Source organism: Caulobacter vibrioides OR37, assembly GCF_000372645.1.
Lineage (GTDB): Bacteria > Pseudomonadota > Alphaproteobacteria > Caulobacterales > Caulobacteraceae > Caulobacter > Caulobacter vibrioides_E.
On the sequence record NZ_APMP01000030.1, the window covers coordinates 1 to 22,421 of the forward strand.

Sequence of the window (22,421 nt, forward strand, 5' to 3'; positions counted from 1 at the left end):
AAAAATTATGCTTAACGATTCCTTGAGGAGCGCGCCGGATGATGGCGGGACCTTCTGGAGACATGTCACTCATGTGTCGCAAGCGCGCCCTCCTCGCAACCGTTCTCGGTTCCGCCGCCCTGTCGCTGGCCTCCCAAGCCGTCGCCGCCGACGCGGTCAAGGCGTCGGCGCCCGCCGCCCCGACCCCGGCGGCCGCGCCGGCCCCGCCGCGCAAGGCTTCGCCGCAGCAGCGCGCGGAAGCGCGACGGCTGGACCCGCTGGCTCAAGCGGCCTTTTGGGGATCTGAGTTCGAGATCGACCCGGCCGACGCCGAGGCGGGCGCCGGCCTGGCGCGGGCCTTGCGGGCCCTGGGCCGCAATGACGAGGCCGCGGAAACCGCGACCAAGGCCCTGGTGGCCCACCCCGACGACGAACCGCTGCTGCTGGAGCTGGCCCGCGCCCACATCGCCCGAGGGCAGGGCTTCTACGCCATCGAGCCGGCCCGCAAGGCCGCCGCTCAGAACCCTAAGGACTGGCGTCCGCTGACCCTGCTGGGCGTGGCCTACGAACAGGCCGAGCGCGACGACGAGTCCGAGGCCGCTCATCGCCAGGCTATCGCCCTGGCGCCCAGCGAGGCCACGCCGCTGGCCAACTACGCCATGCACCTGGCCGCGCGGGGCGATCTGGCCGGCGCCGAAGCCCAACTGCGTCGCGCCGCCGCCCTGCCGTCGGCCGGCATCCAGACCCGGCAGAACCTGGCCCTGGTGGTCGGCCTGCAAGGTCGCCTGCCCGAGGCCGAGAAGCTGGCTCGCGCCGACCTGCCGCCCGAGCAGGTGGCCAACAACCTGGCCTATCTGCGCGCCGCCCTGGGCCAGGCGGGCGCCGGCCGCAGCTGGGACGCCCTGCGCGGCGGCGGCGGCCAATAGGCGCCTTGCCTCGGCCTTGAAATAGAGCTCAAACGCGGCGGTGATCAGCTTCCTCGCCCTCGCCGCCGCGCTTGCCGCCCCGCAAACCGTTCCCGATCGCGTGGTCGTGGATCTTTCGGGCGCCAAGCCCGCCAATGTCTTTCGCCCGGACGAGGCGTTCGGCGGGGGGCTGGACGGCATGGGCCGCGACGAGGTCAAGGCGACCTACACCCCGCACAACGTCGCGGCCATGCGCCAGGCGGGGCTGAAGAAGATCACCTATCGGCTCCGCACCGAGCTGGGCAACGAGGCCTGGCACTGGAACCCGGAAGGGACTTGGAGCGACCCGGCGCGTCAGCAGGGCTATTGGACGGGCAGCGACAAGCCCGGCGCGCCGATCCTGCTGTCGCACGGTTACGACCTGCCGCGCCGGGGCATGACCAACGACCAGGCCAACAACAACGGCTATTCGCGCCTGGACGACGGCGATACGGCGAGCTTCTGGAAGTCCAACCCTTATCTGGACAGCCGCTACACCCACGCGCCGGCGCGGCCGCAGTGGCTGATCGCCGAGCTGGGCAAGCCGTCCGAGATCGACACCGCCCGCCTGTCGTGGGCCACGCCCTACGCCGTCGACTACAAGGTGCAGTACTGGGTCGGGGTCGACGACTACGACCATCAGGGCCGATGGGTCACGTTCCCGCGCGGCGACATCCATGGCGGCCAGGGCGGCGAGGTGACGCTGAAGCTGACCGACGCGCCGATCAAGACGGCTTATATCCGGGTGATCATGAGCCGGGGCTCGGGAACCGCGCCCCAGGGCTCGACCGATCCGCGCGATGGTCTGGGCTATGCTCTGGCGGAGGTCGGTTTCGGGACCACGCGGGACGGCCAGTTCGTCGACGTGATCCGCAAGGGTCGCTCGCGCACGTCCCAGAGCGTCATGCACGTCTCCTCGACCGATCCCTGGCACCGGGCGGTCGATCTGGACAAGGATCTGGAGCAGCCGGGCCTGGATCTGGTCTTCCGCGGCGGCCTGACCAATGGCTTGCCGATGATGACGCCGGTTGGGGCGATGTTCGACACGCCCGACAACGCCGCCGCCGAGATCCGTTGGCTGAAGCGTCGCGGCTATCCGGTCGACCAGGTCGAGATCGGCGAGGAGGCCGACGGTCAATACGGCTCGCCCGAGGACTACGGCGCGCTCTATCTGCAATTCGCCGACGCGGTGAGGGCGGTTGATCCGAAGATCACGGTCGGCGGTCCCAGCCTGCAGTCGGCGACCACCGAGATGTGGATGCCAGACCAGGGCGAAAGCCGCTGGTGGCATCAGCGCTTCGTCTCGTACCTGAAGGCGCGGGGCCGCCTGAGGGACCTCGGCTTCGTCTCGTTCGAGCACTATCCGTTCGACGACGTTTGCGGCCGGATCGACGAGAAGCTCAAAGACCACACGGCGATGCTGGACGGGGTCTTCGCCCGTCTGGCCGACGACGGCGTGCCCAAGACGACGCCGCTGGTGATCAGCGAATACGGTTTCTCGGCCTATTCGGGTCGCGTGATGTCGGAGGTGCCGGCGGCCCTGCTCAACGCCGACATCGTGGGCCAGTTCATGAGCCGGGGCGGCAAGCAGGCCTTCCTGTTCGGCTACACGCCCAACACGCCGATCAACCAGCACCAGGCCTGCGCCGGTTACGGCAACATGATGACCTGGCAGACCGACGAGGATGGTCAGGCCAAGTGGCCCAGCCCCACCTTCCAGAGCGCCTGGCTGCTGACCCACGCCTGGACCCAAGGCGACCACGGACAGCATCAGGTCTGGCCCGCGGCCTCGACCGTCCGTGACGCCAAGGGACGCGCGCCGGTCATGGCCTACGCCGTCAAGCGTCCGGACGGGAAGTGGGCGCTGATGCTGGTTAATCGCGATCCCGACGCCGCGCATCTGGCGACCTTGACCTTCAAGGGCAAGGACGGCCGGGCGATGACCTTCAAGGGTCCGGTCGAAGTCTGGCGCTATGACCGGACGCGATACGTCTGGAAGGACGACGGCGAGCATAGCCGGCCGGAAAAGACCCTGCCGCCGCTGAAACTGAGCCAGGATGGGACGAAGCCCGTTCTGCTGCCGGGCTGGTCGCTAACGGTGGTGCGGGGCGAGATCAGCCCGCCAGCGCGTCGCCGATCACCCGGGCCGCGCGGGTGAAGAGGCTCAGTAGCGGCGCGGCCAGCGCCTGACGCAACGTGAAGGCGAAGAACGCCGACAGAGCGATCAGCAGGGCCGTCTCCGTGGCCGCCCCGCCATCCTCGTTCGCCAGCCCGCGCGCCAGCGTCTTGACCGTCTTCTTCCCACCAAGCATTGGTCGCTGTCCCAAAAAGAAACCCCACGACCCGGGTGCGGCAAAACGCGCGCCACGCTCAATTCAGGATAGGTGTATGAAGCCGCCGCTCGCGAAGAAGGAACGCTCCATGCGGAAGGTCCTGGTGTTCACGGCGCTGGCCGTCGCGGCCGCCCCGGCCCTGTATTCCGCCTACATCGCCGCGGCGATCCTCGATCGGGGGTATCACTGGAAAGAGATGGACTGGAACGGCGATGGCCGCACGCAGCTGAGTGAGCTGATCGCCGCCGGCGATATCGTTCCGCATAGGACCGTGCGCGGCGCCCAGCGCTGCACGCACTATTTCGCCTATCGCACCGCGACCCTGGTGCGCTCGGACTGCGACGAGGACGCCTAAGGCGAAGGCTCGGGCTTGAGCGAGCGGCTGGGCCGCCGCCGCCCACGCCCTTTAGATGCTAGATCGAGAAGCTTACGCCGCAGCCGCAGCTGGACTTGGCGTTCGGGTTGCGCACGCGGAACTCCGCCCCGGCCAATTCGTCGACGAAGTCGATTTCCGACCCCTTCAGCAGCGCCAGGGACACCACGTCCACCAGGGCGGCCGCGCCGTCGCGCTCGACCTTGAGGTCATCATCCTCGACGGTGTCCACGAGATCAAAGCGGTACTGGAAGCCGGAGCAGCCGCCGCCGTCGACGGCGACGCGCAGCATCAGGGGGCGGCCCTCGCTCTCGGCGATGGCCTTGATCCGCCGGGCGGCGTTTTCGGAAAGCGTTAAGTCGACTTGGGTCATGGCTGTGGAAAAGTCACCTCGGGCCTATATGAGGCTGACGCGGCCTCTTCGGAAGAGGCAAATGGTCAAACGCGATAAAGGCGGTCTATGTCCCAGGCTCCGTACTTCGTCCCCCGCGCGCCCTACGCCGAGGATCCCTTCAAGTCGAAGGGCCGTCGGTTCCAGGAGGATGAGAGCCGCACCCGGACCCCGTTCGCCCGCGATCGTGACCGGATCATCCACACGTCGGCCTTCCGTCGCCTGAAGGAGAAGACCCAGGTCTTCGTGGCGCACGAGGGCGACAATTTCCGCACCCGCCTGACGCACTCGCTGGAAGTGGCGCAGGTGGCGCGCTCGCTGGCGACGGCGCTCGGCCTCGACAGCGATCTGGCCGAGACCATCGCGCTGGGCCATGACCTGGGCCATCCGCCCTTCGGTCACGCCGGCGAGGACGAGCTCGAGATCCAGATGCGCGACTACGGCGGCTTCGACCACAACGTCCAGACCTTCCGGGTCGTGACCGAATTGGAGCACCGCTATCCCGATTTCCTGGGCCTGAACCTGACCTGGGAAACGCTGGAGGGGATCATCAAGCACAACGGTCCGGTGACCAACAAGCTGGGCAAGCCGTCGTGGAAGGCGATCCAGCGGTACGACAACGACTATGGCCTGGGTCTGGACACCTGGGCCTCGGCCGAGGCCCAGGTCGCGGCCCTGGCCGATGACATCGCCTACAACAATCACGACGTCGACGACGGCGTCACCGCCGGCCTGTTCACCCTGGACGAGCTGATGGATGTGCCGCTGATCGGCCCGATCCTCTACGCCGTGAAGAGCGAGCGGCCGGACCTCGATCCCCGCCTGACCCATCTGGAGGCCGTGCGCCGCATGATCGGGGCCATGGTCGACGACGTGATGGGCGAAACCTTGCAGCGCGCCGCCGCCACGGGCGTGTCGTCGGCCGACGATGTCCGCGCCCTGGATCACGCCTTAGTCGCCTTCTCGCCGGACATGGCCGAGGACCTGGCCCGCCTGCGCGCCTTCCTCTACGAGCGCATGTACCGCCATTGGCGCGTCAATCGCACGCGCAGCCAGGCTCGCCGCATTCTGGGCGAAATGTTCGCGCTATTCCTCAAGGAGCCGGAGGTCCTGCCGACCGTCTGGTTCGCCAAGTCGCAGAACCGCGACGAAGCCGGCCGAGCCCGCGTGGTGTGCGACTACATCGCCGGGATGACCGATCGCTTCGCGATAGAAGAGCACCGCAAGCTGTTCCATCTCGACGTCTGGAACTAGGCCTTAGGGGCCTGGCTCGGCGGCGAGGCGCGAACAGCGGGATGTAAGCCGCCTGAGCGGGGCGGACGCTTCTTGGACGCGCCGGCGTTGGGTAACCTAGGATCGCGCGCGTCTGATTCGCTTCGTTCGATCCGCGCCCGAGAGTTTGGAGCCTGCCTCGATGTCCGATCCGCACCGCGGGGCCTATACGCCCCCCACCGACGCGCCGTTGTCGTTCGACGCGCGTCAGCCCGTGCGGGGCGCGCGCCCGCTGCCCATGACCCTGATCATCAGCGCGGTGGTCCTGGTCACGCTCGTCGTGGGCGTGGCGCTGGTCTATCGCGGCGGCATTCGCAATCCGAACGAGCCGCCGCGCGAGGTCGGCTCCCAGGTCGCCCAGATGAAGACGCCGCCGCCCGCTGGCAGCCAGCCGCAGGATCCGGCCGCCGGCTTGCAGATCTATCACAACGACGAGCCGCGCCCGTCGGCGACCTTCGCCGCCCCGCCCGAGGCGCCGGCGGCTCGCCCGGCCGTTCCGGTCAGCAGCGCCCCGGTCGAGACCGCCGCCCTGCCGCCGGCCAAGCCCGCGTCGGCCGTCGCCGCGGCCGCCGCCAAGCCGGCGCCGACCATCGAGTCGCTGGCCACCGCCGCCAACGCCGACTCCGCGCCCGTCGCCGCCAAGCCCGCGCCGAAGCCGACCCCCAAGCCCGTGCAGGTGGCTTCGGCCACGCCGAAGCCGGCGGCCGCCGCGCCCGTCGCCGCCGCCAGCGGCGCCGCCTCGGTTCAGATCGGTGCGCTGTCCTCGCCGGCCCTGGCCGACAAGGCCTGGATCGAAGCCACGCGCCTGGCCCCGGGCCTGGCCGCCGGCAAGGGCAAGAAGGTAGAGGCCGTCGACAAGAACGGCACGACCCTCTACCGCACCTCGGTCACCGGCTTTGCTTCCCGCGAGGCGGCCAAGGCCTTCTGCGAGGCCATCGCGGCCTCCGGCAAGTCCTGCTTCGTCAAATGAGCCTGCTGATGGGCGCCACGTCCTCCGCCGCCATCCTCGGCTGCGCCGGGACCACCCTGACGGCCGAGGAGGTCGCGTTCTTCAAGGACGTGAAGCCCTGGGGCTTCATCCTCTTCAAGCGCAATATCGCCGATCCGGAGCAGGTGAGGGCGCTGACCGCCGCGCTGCGCGACACGGTTGGCCGTCCCGACGCCCCCATTCTCATCGATCAGGAGGGCGGCCGGGTCGCCCGCCTGCAACCGCCGCACTGGCGGATCTATCCGCCGGGTCGCGCCTATGGCGAGCTGGTCGCCAATGATCCTCTGACCGCCCGCGAGATCACCCGTCTGGGCGCGCGCCTGATGGCGCACGACCTGCACGTGCTGGGCATTAATGTCGACTGCGCGCCGGTGCTGGACGTGCCCGACCCCAAGGGCCACGAGATCATCGGCGACCGCGCCTATGGCGACACGCCCGAGCAGGTGGCGACCCTGGGCCGCGCGGCCGCCGAGGGCCTGCTGGCCGGCGGTGTCCTACCGATCATCAAGCACATCCCCGGCCACGGCCGCGCCCTGAGCGACAGCCACCTGGAGCTGCCGGTCGTCAAGGCCAAGCTGCTGGAGCTGGAAATCCGCGACTTCGCGCCGTTCCGCGTGCTGTCCGACATGCCGATGGCGATGACGGCGCACGTCGTCTACGCCGCCATCGACCGCAAGAACCCAGCTACGACCTCGAAGAAGGTGATCAAGCAGGTCATTCGCGGGTCCATGGGCTTCGACGGCCTTCTGATGAGCGACGACCTGTCGATGAAAGCCCTGACGGGCGACTTCAAGCAGCGGGCCAAGGACAGCTTGTCGGCCGGCTGCGACGTCGTCCTGCACTGCAACGGCGACATGGACGAGATGAAGGCCGTGATGTCGGGCGTCGGCAAGATGTCCAAGGAGGCGCGTCGGCGGGCCCAGGCGGTGATGAACCGTCTGGTCAAGGTTCCCGAGCCCTTCGACCCGGCCGAGGCGCGCGCCCGCTTCGACGCGGCGTTCGGCGGTCGGTACGCTTGAGCGCGGGCTTCCAGCCCACCCTGGACTTCGAGGCCGCTCACGAGGCGGCCGAGGATGGCGCGGCCCTGGTCATCGACATCGACGGCTATGAAGGCCCGCTGCATGTCCTGCTGACCTTGGCGCGCGGCCAAAAGGTCGACCTGCTGCAACTGTCGATTACCCGCCTGGCCGAACAGTATCTGGCCTTCGTGCAGCAGGCGCGCCGCGTGCGTTTCGCCCTCGCGGCCGACTATCTGGTGATGGCCGCGTGGCTGGCCTATCTGAAGTCGCGCCTGCTGCTGCCCAAGGCCGAGCGCGCCAAGGCCGAGGGGCCACCGCCCGAGGAAATGGCCGCCCAGCTGGCCTTCCGCCTGGCCAAGCTCGACGTGATGCGCAAGGCCGTGGAGGCCTTGAAGGAGCGTCCCATCCTGGGGCGCGACGTCTTCATGCGCGGCGACCCCGAAGCGGTGAAGATCGTCTCCTCGACCCGGCTGGAGGGCGATCTCTACGGCCTGATGAGCGCCTATATCGAGCAGCGCAAGCGCGAGCACGGCCGCCATTACGCCCCCCGTCCGCCGACGGCCTATCCACTGGAAGACGCTCGCGACCGCCTGCGAACGCTGCTGCCGCGCATGAGCGAGTGGACCACGCTGTCGACCGTCGCGCCGATCGAGCAGGCGCTGGAGGAGGATGACGGACCCACGCCGGCCTCGTACCTGGCCTCGACCCTGTCGGCGTCGCTGGAACTGGTGAAGGAAGGGGCGCTGGAGGTCCGCCAGATGGAGGCGTTCGCCGACATCTACTTGCGGACCCGGGCCGAGCCGGCGCAAATCGCCGAATGACCAGCGCGATCGATCCGCTCTTCGTCGAACGCTGCATCGAGGCGCTGCTGTTCGCGGCGGCCGAGCCGCTCAGCGACCTGGACCTGGCCAAGCGCCTGCCCGCCGGGGCCGATATCGCGGCCGGCGTCGCGGCCCTGCGCGCGCGCTATGAGGGGCGAGGCATCGAGCTGGTCAAGGTGGCCGACCGCTGGCGTTTCCAGACGGCGGTCGACCTGTCCTTCCTGATGACCGAGGAGCGGGAAGAGCCCCGCCGTCTCTCCAAGGCCGCTCAGGAGACCCTGGCCATCGTCGCTTATCACCAGCCGGTGACCCGCGCAGAGATCGAGGCCGTGCGCGGCGTACAGGCCAGCCGGGGCACCCTGGACGTCCTGCTGGAGCTGGGGCTGATCCGGATGCGCGGCCGTCGACGCACGCCGGGCCGGCCGGTGACGTTCGGCACGACCGACGCCTTCCTGGAGCACTATGGACTGGCCAGCCTGGCCGATCTGCCCGGCGTCGCCGAGATGAAGGCCGCAGGCCTGCTGGAAATGAACCTGCCGCCCGGCTTCACCGTGCCCGATCCGCTGGGCCTGCGCGCCGGCGAGGACGAGGACCCGCTGGACCTGGACGATGGCGACGCGCCCGAATTCGCGCAGGACTTCCTGGGCGAGCCGGAAAAGGCTTAGGGCGGCTCTACCCGCCTAAGCCATCACGTCGGCCAGGATTCCGGTTTTCCTCTTCAAGGCCGGATCGTTCTGGACCTGCTGCTTGATCATGTCCTTGATCTTGTCCTCGACCGCCTTGCGCTTGTCGTCGGGCAGGGCCTTCACCTGCTCCTCGGTCAGGCCCAGCCTGGCCAGCATCATGGCCCGCATCTTCTGGGCGGGCGTCATGGCCTGATATTTCTCGAACGCCTCGCGGGGCGAGGTCGGGTCGGCGGCCGCGCTGGCGCCCGCGCCCGAGATCGCGCTCGGGCCGCTGTAGGGACCGACGGCGCCGGCTGAACCGATGGACATGATCGACATGAGCGCTTCCCCGCTGAAGGTCGCGCGTCCGCCGCAAGAAGCGGGCCAGACGATTTAGCTCGCCATTTCCGTCGCTTGGCCGGGAGAAGCGCGTCCGATGTCGCGCTCTCGGTCAACTTGACCGAGCAGAACTTGCCGCCTTTGGGCCTTAAAGGCGAGCCGGGCGTGACGGTCCGTGGGTTGAGCGGATTCGCCGGCCCGCGACCGGCGGTCCTCGTGACGTCGACAGTGGCCGCTGGTCTCGCGAAGGCCTATATTTAGCGGCATGTTGTAACGACGCGTCGCAGCGGCTATGGGGCGCTGTCGCAAGGAGTCTTTGGCTATGGGAAGTCTCGGTCCGATCCACTGGATCATCGTCGCCGTCGTCGTACTGCTGCTGTTCGGCGGTCGCGGCAAGCTGTCGGGCGTCATGGGTGACGCCGCCAAGGGCATCAAGGCCTTCCGCGACGGCCTGAAGGACGAGCCGGTCAGCAGCGACGTCGCCGAGAACAAGGCCACCGGCGCGCTGCCGCGCACCGAGGCCGAGAAGGAAGAGCTGCGCAAGTCGTAGTCATCGCCGCGCGCGGGGAAGGGTCTCCGCGCGACGATCCAACCTTGGGGGAGCCTCGGCTCCGCCCGGTCTAAGGCGCGTCCATGCTTCCTGATATCGGCGGCACAGAACTCCTTGTCATCGCCGCCGTCGCCCTGATCGTGGTCGGTCCGAAGGACTTGCCCGTCCTGCTGCGCAAGCTGGGCCAGTTCATTGGCAAGATGCGCGGCATGGCGTCGGAATTCCGCGCCAGCTTCGACGAGATGGCGCGCCAGTCCGAGCTGGACGAGCTGCGCCGCGAGGTCCAGGCCATGCGCGCGGGCCAATACGCCGCCCCCGCTCAGCCCGCCGCGCCCAATCCCGTCGACCAGACCTTCGCCGACATCGACGCCTCGCTCAGCAGCGGGGCGATGCAGATGCACCCCTATGCCGGGGCCGAGATCCATAGCCCGGCGCCCGAGCCCTCCATCCTGCCGCCGACCCCGGCTCCCCCCGCCGAGATCGTCGAGGCCAAGCCCAAGCGCGCGCCGCGCAAGAAGGCCGAGCCCGCGCTCGCCGAGCCGGCCAAGGCCCCGCGCAAGCGCGCGCCCGCCAAGAAGGACGTCGCGGTCGAGGCGCCCAAGGCGACCCGCGCGCCGCGCAAGAAGACGGCCAAGGCCGGCGGCTCCACCGCTTCGGACATCGCCTCGTGAACGACAAGGCCATCGGATACGACCCCGAGGACGAGATCGAATCCTCGCGCGCGCCGCTCCTCGATCACCTGATCGAGCTGCGGATGCGGCTGATCATCTGCGTCGGCGCGATCGCCGTCGCGTTCGGGATCTGCTTCGCCTTCGTCAAGCAGATCTTCCTGTTCCTGGTGCGCCCGTTCACCGTGGCCGAGGGCCTGAAGGCGGTGCAGGAATCCGGCGGCGGCCATCACGGCTCGTTCGACCTGCTGCTGGCCCTGGTCGGGATCAAGCACGTGCCGCCGGGGGCGTTGAAGGACATCACCCTGCAGGCCACCGCGCCGCTGGAACAGTTCTTCACCAACATCAAGCTGTCGGCCTTCGCGGCCATCGTCCTGGCCTTCCCGATCATCGCCTGGCAGCTGTATCGCTTCGTCGCGCCGGGCCTGTACAAGCAGGAGCGCAACGCCTTCCTGCCGTTCCTGATCGCCTCGCCGGTGCTGTTCCTGATGGGCGCGGCGCTGGTCTATTACGTGATGCTGCCGTTCGTGCTGTGGTTCTCGCTGTCGCAGCAGATCGTCGGCGAGGGCGTGAAGGTGGTGCTGCAGACCAAGGTCTCGGAGTACCTGACCCTGGTGACCACGCTGCTGCTGGCTTTTGGCCTCAGCTTCCAGCTGCCGGTGGTGCTGTCTCTGGCGGGCCTGGCGGGGTTGGTCGATTCCAAGATGCTGCGGTCGGGCCGTCGCTACGCCATCGTCGCCGTCTTCGTGGTGGCGGCCATCGTCACCCCGCCCGACCCGATCAGCCAGATCACGCTCGCGGTGCCGCTATGTCTGCTCTACGAGATCTCCATCTGGTGCGTGTGGCTGATTGAGCGCCGCCGCAAGAAGGAAGACGAGGAAGCCGGCCGGGATGTGATCTCGGTCTAGCGGCTAGCGTTCTCTTTGTGCCCGCCCGAGCGTCGCCCCTGACCGGGTGCGTCATCCGGTCGCACGCCCGCGTTTCCGGGATCCGGCGCGGTGTTCGGCGGCGCGAGCGGCGTCCGGGCGGATCACGAAGCCGTGGGGCGGCGACCAGGGCCGCCGGAACGCTTGGCGCCCCCGCCGACGCGCCTTAGAGAGGGCGTTTCTTCTCCGCCTTACTCCCGAGCTTGCGTTCGATGCACGACATCAAGGCCATCCGCGACAATCCCGAAGCCTTCGACCGCCACTGGTCGGCCAAGGGCCGCTCGGGCGCGGCCGCCGAGGCGGTCAAGCTGGACGTGCAACTGCGCGCCGCCCAGACCGCCTTGCAGGAAGCCCAGGCCAAGCGCAACGAAAGCTCCAAGCTGATTGGCATGGCCAAGGCCAAGAAGGACGAGGCCGAGGCCCAGCGCCTGATGGCCGAGGTCGAGGCGCTGAAGGGCGTCATGGCCGCCGCCGCCGAGGAGCAGGAGCTGGTCGGCGGCAAGCTGAAGGACCTGCTGGCGTCCTTGCCCAACATCCCCGCGCCCGAGGTTCCCGAGGGCGAGGACGAGCACGGCAATGTCGAGCAGCGCGTCTGGGGCGACGCCAAGGCCCTGCCGGCCGGCAAGCTGAACGCGCCGAAGGACCACGTCGATCTGGGCGCGGCCCTGGGCGGCATGGACTTCGAAGCCGCCGCCCGCATGAGCGGCGCGCGCTTCGTGGTGCTGAAGAAGGAGATCGCCCGCCTGGAGCGCGCCATCGGCCAGTTCATGCTGGACCTGCAGACGGTCGAGCATGGGTACACGGAGGTTAGTCCGCCGCTGCTGGTGCGCGATGAGGCGCTGTACGGCACGGGCCAGCTGCCGAAGTTCGCCGAGGATCTGTTCGCTAGCGTGACCGTTGGCTACGTGACCGACGTCATAAACACCTCCATTGGCCGTGAGCCCGACCGCTCCATCAAGGAGCGTGAACAGCATTTTCTCGATCGTACGTCGGGTCGGCACTGGCTAATCCCCACTGCCGAGGTCTCCCTCACCAACATCGTCCGCGAGCAGTTGGTCGCCGAGGAAGAGCTGCCGATGCGCCTGACGGCCCTGACGCCGTCGTTCCGCGCCGAGGCGGGCTCGGCCGGGCGCGACACGCGCGGCATGATCCGTCAGCACCAGTTCTACAAGGTCGAGCTGGTCTCGATCACCACGCCCGACCAGTCCGAGGACGAGCATCAGCGCATGGTCGAGTGCGCCGAGGCCGTGCTGAAGAAGCTGGAGCTGCCGTTCCGCACGATGCTGCTCTGCACCGGCGACATGGGCTTCGGCGCGCGCAAGACCTACGACCTCGAGGTCTGGCTGCCGTCGCAGAACATGTACCGCGAGATCAGCTCGTGCTCGAACTGCGGCGACTTCCAGGCCCGTCGCATGGACGCCCGCTACCGCAAGACCGGCGAGAAGGGCGGCCATTTCGTCCACACCCTGAACGGCTCTGGCCTGGCCGTCGGCCGCACCCTGGTCGCCGTGCTGGAGAACTACCAGGACGAGGGCGGCCGCATCCACATCCCGGCCGCGCTGCAACCCTATATGGGCGGGCTGACGCATATCGGGGGGCAGGGGTGAGCCCGGCGCGTGAAGTGTCCTTCCCCCTTGATGGGGGAAGGGTAGGGATGGGGGTGACGCCGCGTCTCCGCCAGACCAAGGCCGGTCGGTTGATCGTCCACGGCCGCATCACCCCCACCCAACCCTCCCCCATCGAGGGGGAGGGCTAAGGTCATGCGCATCCTCCTGACCAACGACGACGGCATCAACGCGCCGGGCTTGCAGAGCCTGGAGCGGATCGCCCGCGCCCTGACCGACGACGTCTGGATCTGCGCGCCGGAGTACGAGCAGTCGGGGGCCAGCCGGGCGCTGACCCTTTCGGACCCGATCCGCGTGCGGAAGCTGGACGACCGCTGCTTCGCCGTCGAGGGCACGCCGACCGACTGCGTGATGATGGCCGTTCAGCAGCTGATCGACGGCCCCGCGCCGGACCTGGTGCTGTCGGGCGTCAATCGCGGCCAGAACCTGGCCGAGGACGTCACCCTGTCGGGCACGGTGGCCGGCGCCATCGAGGGCATGACTCACGGCATCCCGTCGATCGCCCTGTCCCAGACCATGACCTTCTTCCACGAGGAGATCGTCGCCCACTGGGAGACCGCCGAGGCCTTCGGGCCGGGGATCATCCAGCGCCTGCTGGAGGTGGGCTGGCCCGCCGACGTGATCATGAACGTCAACTTCCCGGCCGTTTCGCCCGACAAGGTCGCCGAGGTCGAGGTCACGCGCCAGGGCTTCCGCGACGGGCTGCTGCGCACGATGGAAAAGCGCACCGACCTGCGCGGCCGCGACTATTACTGGATGGGCTTCTCGGCCAAGGCCTCGCAGCCGGCCGTCGGCACCGACCTGCGGGCGATTTATGAAGGCCGCATCTCGGTGACGCCGCTGCATATCGACCTGACGCACAACGAGACCGTCCACGCGCTGAAGGGCGTGCTGGGCGGGGCGCCGCCCAAGTCCGTCAAACCGGTTCGGGCGGATAGATGAGCGCACGCACGACCAAGGCCGCCGACGCCGCCAAGGCCGACCTGCAACGCCTGATGCAGGCCCTGCGCGACCAGGGGGTCAACGACGCCCAGGTGCTGCGGGCCATCGAGACGACGCCGCGCGATCTCTTCACGCCCGATCTGTTCAAGGACCGCTCTTGGGAGGATTCGGCCCTGCCGATCGCCTGCGGCCAGACGATCAGCCAGCCCTATATCGTCGGCCTGATGACCCAGGCCCTGACCGTCGAGCCGCGCTCGCGGGTGCTGGAGATCGGCACGGGCTCGGGCTATCAGACCACGATCCTCAGCAAGGTCTCGCGCCTGGTCTATACGATCGAGCGCTACCGGACGCTGATGAAGGAGGCGGAAGCCCGCTTCAACACGCTGGGCCTGACCAATGTCATCACCAAGTTCGGCGATGGCGGCGAGGGCTGGGCCGAACAGGCGCCGTTCGACCGCATTATGGTCACGGCGGCGGCCGAAGATGACCCTAAGAAGCTGCTTTCGCAGCTGAAGCCCAACGGCGTGCTGGTCGCGCCGGTGGGCAAGGGGCCAGTTCAGAGCCTTCGTCGCTATGCCGGCGATGGCAAAGGGGGCTTCCGGGTCGAGATCCTTTGCGACGTGCGCTTCGTGCCGCTGCTGGCCGGCGTGGCCAAGGATCAGTGACGGGTTGGAGGGCGCGGCGTCTCGCGTCCTTTGGTGTTAAAGGTTGGTTTACCCTGGCGGAGCCTTCTGGCGGCTCCGGCGGGAAAGGAGAGGCTATGAGGCAGTTGTGGACGCAAGCGGCGGTGGTCGCGCTGACGGCTGGAACACTCGGCGCCTATGCGGGGAGCGCGGACGCCGCGGGCCAGCGCTTCACGCCGAACTTCCCGATCACCCAGCCCGCCGCGCCGCCGGCCGATCAGCCGGTCGCGACCCAGCCCGCGACGACGACCGTCGCGCCGGGAGCCAGCGAAACCCTGCCCAGGCCAACGCCGATCCCGGTCGCTAGTCCCAGCGCCCCGGCGGTGACCCAGTCCGCCCTGCCGCCGCCGCCGGCCGCCCATCCGGCGCCGACCCGCGCCGCCTATCAGACCACCGCGCCCGCGCCGACTCTCCGCGCCGCGCCGCCCAAGACCGTGGTCACGACCTCGGTGACCGGTCCGGTCGTTACGGTGAAGGGCAAGCCCCAGGTGCACGTGGTCGAGTCCGGCGACGCCCTGGACGCCATCGCCCGCGGCATGGGCTCGACGCGCGCCGAACTGGTCGAGATCAACAAGCTCAAGGCCCCGTATCACCTGAAGCTGGGCCAGAAGATCAAGGGCCCGGCCAGCGAACAGAAGGCCTATGTCGTCCAGCAGGGCGACACGATGTTCTCGATCGCCAAGCGCTTCAACGTCACCGCCGCCGCCCTGGCCGAGGAGAACGACCTAAAGGCCAGCTCGGCGATCAAGAAGGGCCAGAAGCTGGCCCTGCCGGACGGCTTCAAGGACAAGGGCCCGATCAAGACGACCCAGGTCATCCCGGGGACGCCCGCCAGCCAGGCCGCCGAGGCCGCGCCGGAGACCGCGACGCCCGCGCCGGCCCCGACCCGTCAGGCCCCGTCCTCGCGCGTCAGCCGCCAGATCCCGACCGCCGAGACGGCCGAGCCGGCGACGGTCAGCACCACCACCGTCCGCGCCGGCGGCTCGGTGATCACCGTGGACGGTCCGCCCGAGATCCACGTCGTCAAGTCGGGCGAGACCCTGACCTCGATCGCCAAGCGCTTCGACGTCAGCGTCAAGGACCTGGCCGACGAGAACGACATCAAGACGACCAAGGCCCTGCGCCCCGGCCAGCGGATCAAGGGTCCGCCGACCGACCAGAAGGCCTATGTGGCCCAGGCCGAGGACACCCTGGCCGACGTCGCCAAGCGCTTCAATGTCAGCGTCAGGACGCTGGCCGCGACCAACGGCCTGCGGGCGGGCGCGTCGCTGAAGAAGGGCCAGAAGATCCGCCTGCCCAGCGGCTATCGCGACAAGGGGCCGATCCGCACGACCACTGTCGTGTCCCGCCCGACCGCCGAGCCGTCGAACACCTACGCCAAGGTCGAGACCCCGATCACGCCGCCGTCGACCTCGCGGCCGATCTATCCGTCGACGCCGTCGTCTCCGGTTCCCTATACGCCGTCGCCCTCCACCAGCTATCCGCGTCCCAGCGCGCCGGTCACGGCCCAGCCGACCACGCCCTCGACCACGCGCCCGATCATCGAGAGCAGCGCCGCCCCGACCGAGGCCGAGATCGTCGCCTCGGGCAAGGGCAAGTTCGCCTGGCCGCTGCGCGGCGAGCTGATTTCGAACTTCGGCGTCAAGGGCACGGGCCAGCGCAATGACGGCCTGAACATCCGCGCCGCCCAGGGCACGCCGGTGCTGGCCGCCGGCGACGGCGAGGTCGCCTATGCCGGCAACCAGGTGCAGACCTTCGGCAATCTCGTTCTGATCAAGCACGCCGACGGCTGGGTCACGGCCTACGCGCACCTCTCCAGCATCAATGTGAAGATGCGCCAGCAGGTCAAACAGGGCGAGCAGATCGGCGCCGTCGGCCAGACGGGCGGCGTCACCGAGCCGCAGCTGCACTTCGAGATGCGCTACGCGCCTTCGGTCAAGGACAAGGCCAAGCCGGTCGATCCGAACCTGGTGCTGCCGCGCTGATGATGTAAGGGCCCGCGTCGTAAGAGGCGGGCCTAACCGCACGCGCCGTGGAAGACCAAGCGCTTGCCGCGATAGTCGAACAGCACCTTCAGCTTCAGGTCGGCCATCAGCTTGTTGCCGACATTGGCGACGCGAGTGTCGGTTGAACCCGCCTCGGAATAGACGCTCATCGCTGTCTCGGTTGCGACGAAGGGGCCAAAGCCGACCGGCGCCTTGAAGATATAGGACTTGGACTTGGCCTCGCCGCGCGCCCCGGTGCGGGTCACCGAGCCGTTCTCCGACAGGTTGGCCCGCACGCCGGGCAGGGCGAGGGCGCTCTTGAACAGGCTGACCGCGCCGTTCGAACCGGTGTCCAGGCTGACAGGCGCGCGCGAAGCGCCGAATCGGAAGCCTGGGATGATCGGGAAGCTGTCGACGGTCTTTAGCGGCGCGCTCCAGCGCTTCCGGCAGGTCGCCGTCAGGCGCGGGGCTTCATTCCCCCGGTTCAGGAAGGCGACCGTGTGGTTCGGATAGTCGATCAGCACGGTCTTGTCGGCCAGGAAGCTGTAGCCGATCACGCCGTCCAGCGACCGACCATAGCCCGCGGACAGGCCGCCCATGTCCGACACCACCGTGTCGAACGGCGCGAACGCGCGGCCGCCGATCGTCAGTTGATCGATGACGCCTGGAAATACCTGGGCGCCCTTGCCGTCGCCGAAACCCGTCGCTTCCCCGCCGTCGCCGCGATCGATCCGCAAGCCCAAAGCCTGCGCCCGGCCAAGGTCGATCACTGAGGGATCGACGCCGGTGTCCAGGATCACCCGCAGCGGCTGGCCATGGACCTTGACCTCGATCTCGATCGCCCCGCGCGAGAAGTCGAACGGGACAACGAGCGGCGGGGCCGGCGGCGCCGGGCTGGCCGCCGCCGAGCCGGCGAGGCACGCCGCCATGATCAAGGCGCGGCGGGGAAGGGCGGCGATGTTCATGGCTTCATCCTCTCACATCGGCCGGACGATCAGCCCGGCAGCTTGACGCCCAGCTCGCCGGCCAGGTCGCGGACGAACTGCCAGGCCACGCGGCCCGAACGGGCGCCGCGCAGCTGCGACCACTGCAGGGCGCGGCGATCTAGATCCTCGACCACCAGGCCGAAGCGCTCCGCATAGCTCCGGATGGCGCCCAGATAGGTGTCCTGGTCCATCGGCGGGAAACCGATCCACAGGCCGAAGCGGTCCGAGACGCTCATCTCTTCCTCGGCGTTCTCGGCGGCGGCGATGGCGCCCTTCTGCTCGACGTGGTCGCGGGGCATCAGGTGGCGGCGGTTCGAGGTGGCGACGAACAGCACATTGTCCGGCGGGCCCGAGACGCCGCCCTCCAGCGCCGACTTCAGGGCCTTGGCCGCCGCCGCGCCGTCCTCGAACGACAGGTCGTCGCACAAGACCACGAAGCGCTCGGAGCGCGCGCGCAGCAGGTCGAACAGCGGCGGCAGGGCCGCGACCTCGTCGCGATCGACCTCGATCAGCTTCAGCGCCGGATAGGTGTCCGCCAAAGTCACGAAGGCGGCCTTGGTCACCGAGCTCTTGCCCGTGCCCCGAACGCCCCACAGCAGAACGTGGTTGCATGGCAGGCCCTCGGCGAAGCGGCGCAGGTTCTCGACGAACCGGGCCTTCTGGCGCTCGATGCCGACCAGCACGTCCAGCGGCAGCGGATAGTCGGCGGCCGGGACGAAGGCGCCGCTGGCCGGCTCGTGCCGGAAGAGGCGGGCGGCGCCAAAGTCGGGCGCCGGCGGCGGCGGCGGGGCCAGGCGTTCCAGGGCGTCTGCGATGCGGGCCAGCAACGGTGCGGTCATGTCGGTCATGGCCCGTTCCTTACCCTCGCGCGCTCGCATTGCAAAAGGGGAGGCGAACGCATAGCTTCCGCCGACTTGGCGCGACCCTATGTCTGGCGGCGCGCTCAATGGTTTCTTGGAGACGTTATGTCCGGTCTGAACGCCCAGCTCGTGCAGTTCGCGCCCATCCTTCTGATGGTCGTGCTGTTCTATTTCATGCTGATCCGTCCGCAGCAAAAGCGCCAGAAGGAGCATCTGAACATGCTCAACAATCTGAAGCGCAACGACACCGTGGTTCTGTCGAGCGGCGTGATCGGCAAGATCATGCGCGTCGAGGACAAGGAAGTGGGCGTCGAGATCGCCACCGGCGTGACCGTCAAGGTCATCAAGGGCATGATCACCGAGGTCCGCGCCAAGGGCGAACCGGCCGCCGCCAACGACGCCAAGAGCTAACGCGACCATCGAACCCCGCGTGAGGCGTTCTAGCGACGTCGCCTGAAAGTCACGGATCCATGCTGACCCTTTCCCGCTGGAAGATCATCGCCGTCACCCTGTCGGTGATCTTCGGCATCCTGTTCTCCCTGCCCAACGTGCTCCCGCAGAGCGCGCTGGACGCCATGCCCGGCTTCCTGCCGCACAAGAAGCTGAACCTCGGCCTCGATCTGCAAGGCGGGTCGTACCTGCTTTATGAGGTCGACACCGACGCGCTGCATCGCGAGCGCCTCAACAACATGGTGGAGGACGTCCGCACCCAGCTGCGCAACGAACAGATCCCGTTCGGCGAGCTGGGCCTGCAAGGCGACGTGGTCAGCGTCCGCATCGGCGATCCGTCGCGCTACAACGACGCGGTCAACCTGCTGCGCAAGAACATCGGCGCGCCGCTGGCTGGCGTGATCGGCGGCAAGGACGTCGCGGTCAACGGCAAGGGCGACAACCGCATCGAGCTGGGCTTCGTGCCGGAAGCCGCCAAGGCCGACGCCGCCAAGGCCGTCGAGCAGTCGATCGAGACCATCCGTCGCCGGATCGACAGCCTGGGCACCAAGGAGCCGTCGATCAACCGTCAGGGCGAAAACCGGATCATGATCCAGGCCCCGGGCGAAAGCGATCCCAGCAAGCTGCGCGACATCGTCGGCAAGACCGCCAAGCTGACCTTCCAGATGGTCGATGACACGGTCACGCCGGAGGACATCCAGGCCAATCGGATCCCGCCGGGCTCGGAAGTGCTGCCGGGCGATCGCTTCGCGCCGTTCTACGTGGTCAAGAAGCGCGCCGTCGTGTCCGGCGAGGAGCTGACCAACGCCTCGCAGAGCTTCGACCAGAACGGCCAGCCGGCCGTGGCCTTCGCCTTCAATGGCTCGGGCGCCAAGAAGTTCGCCGACATCACCACCCGCAATCGCGGCAAGAAGTTCGCCATCGTCCTCGACAAGCGCGTGCTGTCGGCGCCGGTGATCAACGATCCGATCACCGGCGGCAGCGGCATCATCACCGGCAGCTTCACGGCCCAGAGCGCCAACGAACTGGCCCTGCTGCTGCGTTCGGGCGCTCTGCCCGCGCCGCTGAACATCGAGGACCAGCGCACCGTGACCGCCGAGCTCGGCGCCGACGCCGTGAAGGCCGGCTCGATCTCGCTGGCGATCGGCGCGGTGGCGATGTTCGTGTTCGTGATCCTGGCCTATGGCCTGTTCGGCGGCTTCGCGGCCATCGCCCTGGTGGTCAACGTGCTGCTGATCATCGGCATCATGTCGATGACCCAGGCGACCCTGACCTTCCCGGGCATCGCTGGCCTGATCCTGACCCTGGCCGTGGCCGTCGACGCCAACGTGCTGATCTACGAGCGGATGCGCGACGAGGCCAATGCCGGGCGAACGCCCATGGCCGCGGCCGACCATGGCTACAAGCTGGCCCTGACCTCGATCCTGGACGCCAACATCACCAGCCTGATCTCGGGCCTGATCATGTTCAGCTTCGGTTCGGGTCCGGTGAAGGGCTTCGCCTGGACCCTGGTGATCGGCGTGTTCACGTCGCTGTTCACCGCCATCTTCATCACCCAAGTGCTCATCGGCTGGTGGTTCAAGGCCACCAAGCCGAAGAAGCTGCCGATCGCATAGGAGATCCGACCATGCGTTGGCCCCTCATTCGCTACATCCCGCGTTCCACCCACTTCCGCTTCGTGCGCTGGGCGCCGGTCGCGGCCGTCGTCTCGGCCGTGCTGATCGTCGCCTCGATCGCGTTGCTGTTCCTGCAGGGCCTGAACCTGGGCATCGACTTCAAGGGCGGCAACGCCCTGGAGATCACCATGTCGCGCCCCGCGCCCCTGGGCGAACTGCGCGCGGCCATGGGCCAGATCGGCGCCCATGACGCCCAGGTCCAAGGCTTCGGCTCGCCGAACTCGGCCATGGTCAAGTTCCTGCCCAACAAAGGCGAGAAGGCCAGCGACGCCTCGGCGCGCGTCGAGGGCGAATTGATCAAGCGCTTCCCCGACCTGAAGGTGAAGAGCCGCTCGGAAGTCGGCGCCAAGGTTTCGGGCGAACTGCTGATGTCCGGCTTCAAGGCCCTGGGCGTCGCCCTGCTGCTGACCCTGGGCTACATCTGGTTCCGCTTTGGCCTATCCTACGGCACGGGCGCGGTCGTGGCCGTGCTGCACGACATCGTCCTGACCCTTGGCCTGCTGTCGGTGGCCCGCATCGAGTTCTCGATGACCGAGATCGCGGCCCTGCTGACCGTCATCGGCTACTCGATGAACGAAAAGGTCATCACCTTCGACCGTCTTAAGGAAAACCTGCGCAAGTATCGCACCACGCCGCTGCGCGACGTCATCGACCTGTCGGAAAACGAGCGTCTGTCGCGGACGATCATCACCGGCACCACGGCCCTCTTGGCCCTGGGCGGCACGATGGCGTTCGGCGGGCCGGTGCTGTACCCGCTGGTGTTCACGATGATCTTCGGCATCGTCATCGGCACCTATTCGTCGGTCTATATCGCCCTGCCGATGATCCTGATCTGGGGCGTCAAGCGGAACGACGAAGAGGCGACGCCGGTCAAGTTCGGCGCGGCCTCGCGGCCCTAATGCGCCAGCCGCCGTCCATCGACGCCTGGGGCGGCGGCGGCTTTCGAGTCGCCGGCGTCTGGCGGCCCGGTTCGCTGCTGGTCCTCGACGATCAGCCCGCCGACTGGGCGGCGACCCGGCTGGCCGATCTGACGCCCGAGGACTTCGCCCCGGTCTTCGCCGCCGGCGGAGCCGTGGAGTTCGTCCTTCTGGGGACGGGCCTGGTCAACGCCCTGCCGCCGCGCCCGGTCCGCGACTCCCTCAAGGCCGCCGGCGTCGGCCTCGAGTTCATGAGCACCGAAGCCGCCGCGCGGACTTACAACGTCCTGGCCAGCGAAGGCCGGCGCCTGGCGGCGGCGCTGATCGCGGTCTGAGCGCTTTTGCCCATCGCCCCGAACACTCCTAAGCTCGCTCGGGCAACGAGGGGGAAAACGATGTCCAGACTGCTGTCGAACTTCCGCAACACGATGATGCTCAGCTTCGCGCTGGCCCTGGTGATCATCGGCGGCTACGCGCACGGGCCGCAGGGGCACGGCGCGGTGTTCCTGCAGGCCGTATTCCGTTGGCTGCACGTGCTGTTCGGTGTGCTGTGGATCGGGCTGCTGTACTATTTCAACTTCGTACAGATCCGGGTGATGCCCCAGATCCCGGCCGAGCTGAAGCCGGCGGTCAGCAAGTACATCGCGCCCGAGGCCCTGTTCTGGTTCCGCTGGGCGGCGCTGCTGACCTGGCTGATGGGCGTGGTGCTGGCCTTCAGCCGGGGCTATCTGCTCGAGGCGGCGACCCTGGGCCTTTGGCAGGGCTATACGCCGGGCGTCGACATGCAGTTCACCTTCATCGGCACCGGCATGTGGCTGGGCACGGTGATGTTCGTGAATGTCTGGGCCTTCATCTGGCCGAATCAGAAGATCGCCCTGGGTCTGGTCGAGGCCGACGCGGACGCCAAGGCCAAGGCCGCGCGCCTGGCCATGCTGTTCTCGCGCACCAACGTCCTGCTCAGCCTGCCGATGCTGGCGACCATGGCGATGAACCAGACGATCTTCGGCTGATCGCGCCGCGAAATGCTGT

At 68.3% G+C, this 22,421-nt stretch carries 25 protein-coding genes; 20 read left to right on the forward strand and 5 right to left on the reverse strand.

All coding sequences use genetic code 11. The features are described from left to right. Positions 1-71 precede the first annotated feature (71 nt). Together OR37_RS17490 and OR37_RS17495 are read left to right on the forward strand one after the other, a co-directional pair. Positions 72-905 (forward strand): tetratricopeptide repeat protein, encoded by an 834-nt coding sequence (locus tag OR37_RS17490; protein WP_035017666.1) that lies wholly within the window; start codon positions 72-74, stop codon positions 903-905. 40 nt (positions 906-945) lie between these two features. Beyond that, complete coding sequence (locus OR37_RS17495) at positions 946-3,081, forward strand: discoidin domain-containing protein (RefSeq protein ID WP_004622909.1); 2,136 nt, start codon at positions 946-948, stop codon at positions 3,079-3,081. Here the strand turns inward: OR37_RS17495 and OR37_RS17500 are convergent. Continuing rightward, positions 3,038-3,235, reverse strand: coding sequence for a hypothetical protein (locus OR37_RS17500; RefSeq protein WP_004622912.1), 198 nt, complete (start codon positions 3,233-3,235; stop codon positions 3,038-3,040). The genes OR37_RS17495 and OR37_RS17500 overlap by 44 nt on opposite strands. Before the next feature lie 109 nt (positions 3,236-3,344). Here OR37_RS17500 and OR37_RS17505 point away from each other — a divergent pair, with 109 nt between their 5' ends. Further along, positions 3,345-3,611, forward strand: a complete 267-nt coding sequence (locus tag OR37_RS17505) for a hypothetical protein (protein ID WP_106404405.1) — start codon at positions 3,345-3,347, stop codon at positions 3,609-3,611. A gap of 58 nt (positions 3,612-3,669) precedes the next feature. Here the strand turns inward: OR37_RS17505 and erpA are convergent, their stop codons facing one another. After that, positions 3,670-4,002, reverse strand: coding sequence for an iron-sulfur cluster insertion protein ErpA (gene erpA / locus OR37_RS17510; RefSeq protein WP_004622918.1), 333 nt, complete (start codon positions 4,000-4,002; stop codon positions 3,670-3,672). 87 nt (positions 4,003-4,089) lie between these two features. On the opposite strand from erpA, the gene OR37_RS17515 reads away from it, so the two are divergent. The 5 genes from OR37_RS17515 (at position 4,090) to scpB (ending at position 8,785) form a co-directional block, all read left to right on the forward strand. Then, on the forward strand, positions 4,090-5,274 hold the full coding sequence (locus OR37_RS17515) for a deoxyguanosinetriphosphate triphosphohydrolase (RefSeq protein WP_004622920.1): 1,185 nt from the start codon (positions 4,090-4,092) through the stop codon (positions 5,272-5,274). A gap of 160 nt (positions 5,275-5,434) precedes the next feature. After that, positions 5,435-6,262, forward strand: coding sequence for a cell division protein FtsN (gene ftsN / locus OR37_RS17520; protein ID WP_004622922.1), 828 nt, complete (start codon positions 5,435-5,437; stop codon positions 6,260-6,262). Beyond that, complete coding sequence (gene nagZ, locus OR37_RS17525) at positions 6,259-7,299, forward strand: beta-N-acetylhexosaminidase (RefSeq protein WP_165570629.1); 1,041 nt, start codon at positions 6,259-6,261, stop codon at positions 7,297-7,299. Before ftsN ends, nagZ begins: the two co-directional genes overlap by 4 nt. Beyond that, the gene (locus tag OR37_RS17530) at positions 7,296-8,120 is read left to right on the forward strand and encodes a segregation and condensation protein A (RefSeq protein WP_004622925.1); all 825 of its coding nucleotides are present in this window, start codon (positions 7,296-7,298) and stop codon (positions 8,118-8,120) included. The genes nagZ and OR37_RS17530 overlap by 4 nt, the downstream gene beginning before the upstream one ends. Then, complete coding sequence (gene scpB / locus OR37_RS17535; protein ID WP_004622927.1) at positions 8,117-8,785, forward strand: SMC-Scp complex subunit ScpB; 669 nt, start codon at positions 8,117-8,119, stop codon at positions 8,783-8,785. Before OR37_RS17530 ends, scpB begins: the two co-directional genes overlap by 4 nt. Positions 8,786-8,800: 15 nt before the next feature. Here the strand turns inward: scpB and OR37_RS17540 are convergent, their stop codons facing one another. After that, positions 8,801-9,124 (reverse strand): hypothetical protein, encoded by a 324-nt coding sequence (locus tag OR37_RS17540; RefSeq protein ID WP_004622929.1) that lies wholly within the window; start codon positions 9,122-9,124, stop codon positions 8,801-8,803. Positions 9,125-9,446: 322 nt separating this feature from the next. Between OR37_RS17540 and tatA the strand changes: the two genes are divergently transcribed. The 7 genes from tatA (at position 9,447) to dipM (ending at position 16,503) form a co-directional block, all read left to right on the forward strand. Beyond that, positions 9,447-9,674, forward strand: coding sequence for a twin-arginine translocase TatA/TatE family subunit (tatA, locus tag OR37_RS17545; RefSeq protein WP_004622932.1), 228 nt, complete (start codon positions 9,447-9,449; stop codon positions 9,672-9,674). Between the two features lie 83 nt (positions 9,675-9,757). Then, positions 9,758-10,345: a Sec-independent protein translocase protein TatB gene (tatB, locus tag OR37_RS17550; RefSeq protein ID WP_004622935.1), complete on the forward strand. Its 588-nt coding sequence runs from the start codon at positions 9,758-9,760 to the stop codon at positions 10,343-10,345. Continuing rightward, positions 10,342-11,250 carry a twin-arginine translocase subunit TatC gene (gene tatC, locus OR37_RS17555; protein ID WP_004622937.1) on the forward strand — a complete coding sequence of 303 codons (909 nt, stop codon included), beginning with the start codon at positions 10,342-10,344 and terminating at the stop codon, positions 11,248-11,250. The genes tatB and tatC overlap by 4 nt, the downstream gene beginning before the upstream one ends. 230 nt (positions 11,251-11,480) lie before the next feature. Then, entirely contained in the window at positions 11,481-12,875 is a 1,395-nt protein-coding gene (gene serS, locus OR37_RS17560; protein ID WP_004622938.1) for a serine--tRNA ligase, read from the forward strand. A 153-nt stretch (positions 12,876-13,028) separates the two neighbouring features. Beyond that, complete coding sequence (gene surE / locus OR37_RS17565) at positions 13,029-13,835, forward strand: 5'/3'-nucleotidase SurE (protein ID WP_004622940.1); 807 nt, start codon at positions 13,029-13,031, stop codon at positions 13,833-13,835. Then, the gene (locus OR37_RS17570; RefSeq protein ID WP_004622941.1) at positions 13,832-14,500 is read left to right on the forward strand and encodes a protein-L-isoaspartate(D-aspartate) O-methyltransferase; all 669 of its coding nucleotides are present in this window, start codon (positions 13,832-13,834) and stop codon (positions 14,498-14,500) included. Before surE ends, OR37_RS17570 begins: the two co-directional genes overlap by 4 nt. 95 nt (positions 14,501-14,595) lie before the next feature. Beyond that, complete coding sequence (dipM, locus tag OR37_RS17575; RefSeq protein ID WP_004622942.1) at positions 14,596-16,503, forward strand: cell division endopeptidase DipM; 1,908 nt, start codon at positions 14,596-14,598, stop codon at positions 16,501-16,503. Positions 16,504-16,535: 32 nt separating this feature from the next. On the opposite strand, the gene OR37_RS17580 is transcribed toward dipM, so the two are convergent. Next, positions 16,536-17,468: a retropepsin-like aspartic protease gene (locus OR37_RS17580; RefSeq protein ID WP_004622943.1), complete on the reverse strand. Its 933-nt coding sequence runs from the start codon at positions 17,466-17,468 to the stop codon at positions 16,536-16,538. A 29-nt stretch (positions 17,469-17,497) separates the two neighbouring features. Beyond that, the gene (locus tag OR37_RS17585) at positions 17,498-18,337 is read right to left on the reverse strand and encodes an ATP-binding protein (RefSeq protein ID WP_004622944.1); all 840 of its coding nucleotides are present in this window, start codon (positions 18,335-18,337) and stop codon (positions 17,498-17,500) included. Between the two features lie 117 nt (positions 18,338-18,454). Here OR37_RS17585 and yajC point away from each other — a divergent pair, with 117 nt between their 5' ends. The 5 genes from yajC to OR37_RS17610 are packed head-to-tail and all read left to right on the forward strand — an operon-like array spanning position 18,455 to position 22,402. Beyond that, positions 18,455-18,760 (forward strand): preprotein translocase subunit YajC, encoded by a 306-nt coding sequence (gene yajC / locus OR37_RS17590; protein WP_004622945.1) that lies wholly within the window; start codon positions 18,455-18,457, stop codon positions 18,758-18,760. A gap of 59 nt (positions 18,761-18,819) precedes the next feature. Then, a complete protein-coding gene (gene secD / locus OR37_RS17595) occupies positions 18,820-20,415 on the forward strand; it encodes a protein translocase subunit SecD (RefSeq protein ID WP_004622948.1) in 1,596 nt (531 codons plus the stop codon). An 11-nt stretch (positions 20,416-20,426) separates the two neighbouring features. Then, complete coding sequence (gene secF / locus OR37_RS17600; RefSeq protein WP_004622950.1) at positions 20,427-21,374, forward strand: protein translocase subunit SecF; 948 nt, start codon at positions 20,427-20,429, stop codon at positions 21,372-21,374. After that, the gene (locus OR37_RS17605; protein WP_004622952.1) at positions 21,374-21,727 is read left to right on the forward strand and encodes an Mth938-like domain-containing protein; all 354 of its coding nucleotides are present in this window, start codon (positions 21,374-21,376) and stop codon (positions 21,725-21,727) included. The genes secF and OR37_RS17605 overlap by 1 nt, the downstream gene beginning before the upstream one ends. A gap of 60 nt (positions 21,728-21,787) precedes the next feature. Further along, positions 21,788-22,402: a urate hydroxylase PuuD gene (locus tag OR37_RS17610; RefSeq protein WP_004622954.1), complete on the forward strand. Its 615-nt coding sequence runs from the start codon at positions 21,788-21,790 to the stop codon at positions 22,400-22,402. Positions 22,403-22,421: the final 19 nt, after the last annotated feature.

Excerpts from the sequence above, each read along its gene's own strand:
- yajC (WP_004622945.1), top strand. The coding sequence starts at position 18,455 with ATGTCCGGTCTGAACGCCCAGCTCGTGCAGTTCGCGCCCATCCTTCTG.
- dipM (WP_004622942.1), top strand. The coding sequence starts at position 14,596 with ATGAGGCAGTTGTGGACGCAAGCGGCGGTGGTCGCGCTGACGGCTGGA.
- OR37_RS17490 (WP_035017666.1), top strand. The coding sequence starts at position 72 with ATGTGTCGCAAGCGCGCCCTCCTCGCAACCGTTCTCGGTTCCGCCGCC.
- scpB (WP_004622927.1), top strand. The coding sequence starts at position 8,117 with ATGACCAGCGCGATCGATCCGCTCTTCGTCGAACGCTGCATCGAGGCG.
- nagZ (WP_165570629.1), top strand. The coding sequence starts at position 6,259 with ATGAGCCTGCTGATGGGCGCCACGTCCTCCGCCGCCATCCTCGGCTGC.
- OR37_RS17570 (WP_004622941.1), top strand. The coding sequence starts at position 13,832 with ATGAGCGCACGCACGACCAAGGCCGCCGACGCCGCCAAGGCCGACCTG.
- OR37_RS17580 (WP_004622943.1), bottom strand. The coding sequence starts at position 17,468 with ATGAACATCGCCGCCCTTCCCCGCCGCGCCTTGATCATGGCGGCGTGC.
- OR37_RS17610 (WP_004622954.1), top strand. The coding sequence starts at position 21,788 with ATGTCCAGACTGCTGTCGAACTTCCGCAACACGATGATGCTCAGCTTC.
- OR37_RS17500 (WP_004622912.1), bottom strand. The coding sequence starts at position 3,235 with ATGCTTGGTGGGAAGAAGACGGTCAAGACGCTGGCGCGCGGGCTGGCG.
- surE (WP_004622940.1), top strand. The coding sequence starts at position 13,029 with ATGCGCATCCTCCTGACCAACGACGACGGCATCAACGCGCCGGGCTTG.
- OR37_RS17585 (WP_004622944.1), bottom strand. The coding sequence starts at position 18,337 with ATGACCGACATGACCGCACCGTTGCTGGCCCGCATCGCAGACGCCCTG.
- erpA (WP_004622918.1), bottom strand. The coding sequence starts at position 4,002 with ATGACCCAAGTCGACTTAACGCTTTCCGAAAACGCCGCCCGGCGGATC.
- serS (WP_004622938.1), top strand. The coding sequence starts at position 11,481 with ATGCACGACATCAAGGCCATCCGCGACAATCCCGAAGCCTTCGACCGC.
- secF (WP_004622950.1), top strand. The coding sequence starts at position 20,427 with ATGCGTTGGCCCCTCATTCGCTACATCCCGCGTTCCACCCACTTCCGC.
- secD (WP_004622948.1), top strand. The coding sequence starts at position 18,820 with ATGCTGACCCTTTCCCGCTGGAAGATCATCGCCGTCACCCTGTCGGTG.
- OR37_RS17515 (WP_004622920.1), top strand. The coding sequence starts at position 4,090 with ATGTCCCAGGCTCCGTACTTCGTCCCCCGCGCGCCCTACGCCGAGGAT.
- OR37_RS17540 (WP_004622929.1), bottom strand. The coding sequence starts at position 9,124 with ATGTCGATCATGTCCATCGGTTCAGCCGGCGCCGTCGGTCCCTACAGC.
- OR37_RS17505 (WP_106404405.1), top strand. The coding sequence starts at position 3,345 with ATGCGGAAGGTCCTGGTGTTCACGGCGCTGGCCGTCGCGGCCGCCCCG.
- tatA (WP_004622932.1), top strand. The coding sequence starts at position 9,447 with ATGGGAAGTCTCGGTCCGATCCACTGGATCATCGTCGCCGTCGTCGTA.
- ftsN (WP_004622922.1), top strand. The coding sequence starts at position 5,435 with ATGTCCGATCCGCACCGCGGGGCCTATACGCCCCCCACCGACGCGCCG.
- tatB (WP_004622935.1), top strand. The coding sequence starts at position 9,758 with ATGCTTCCTGATATCGGCGGCACAGAACTCCTTGTCATCGCCGCCGTC.
- OR37_RS17605 (WP_004622952.1), top strand. The coding sequence starts at position 21,374 with ATGCGCCAGCCGCCGTCCATCGACGCCTGGGGCGGCGGCGGCTTTCGA.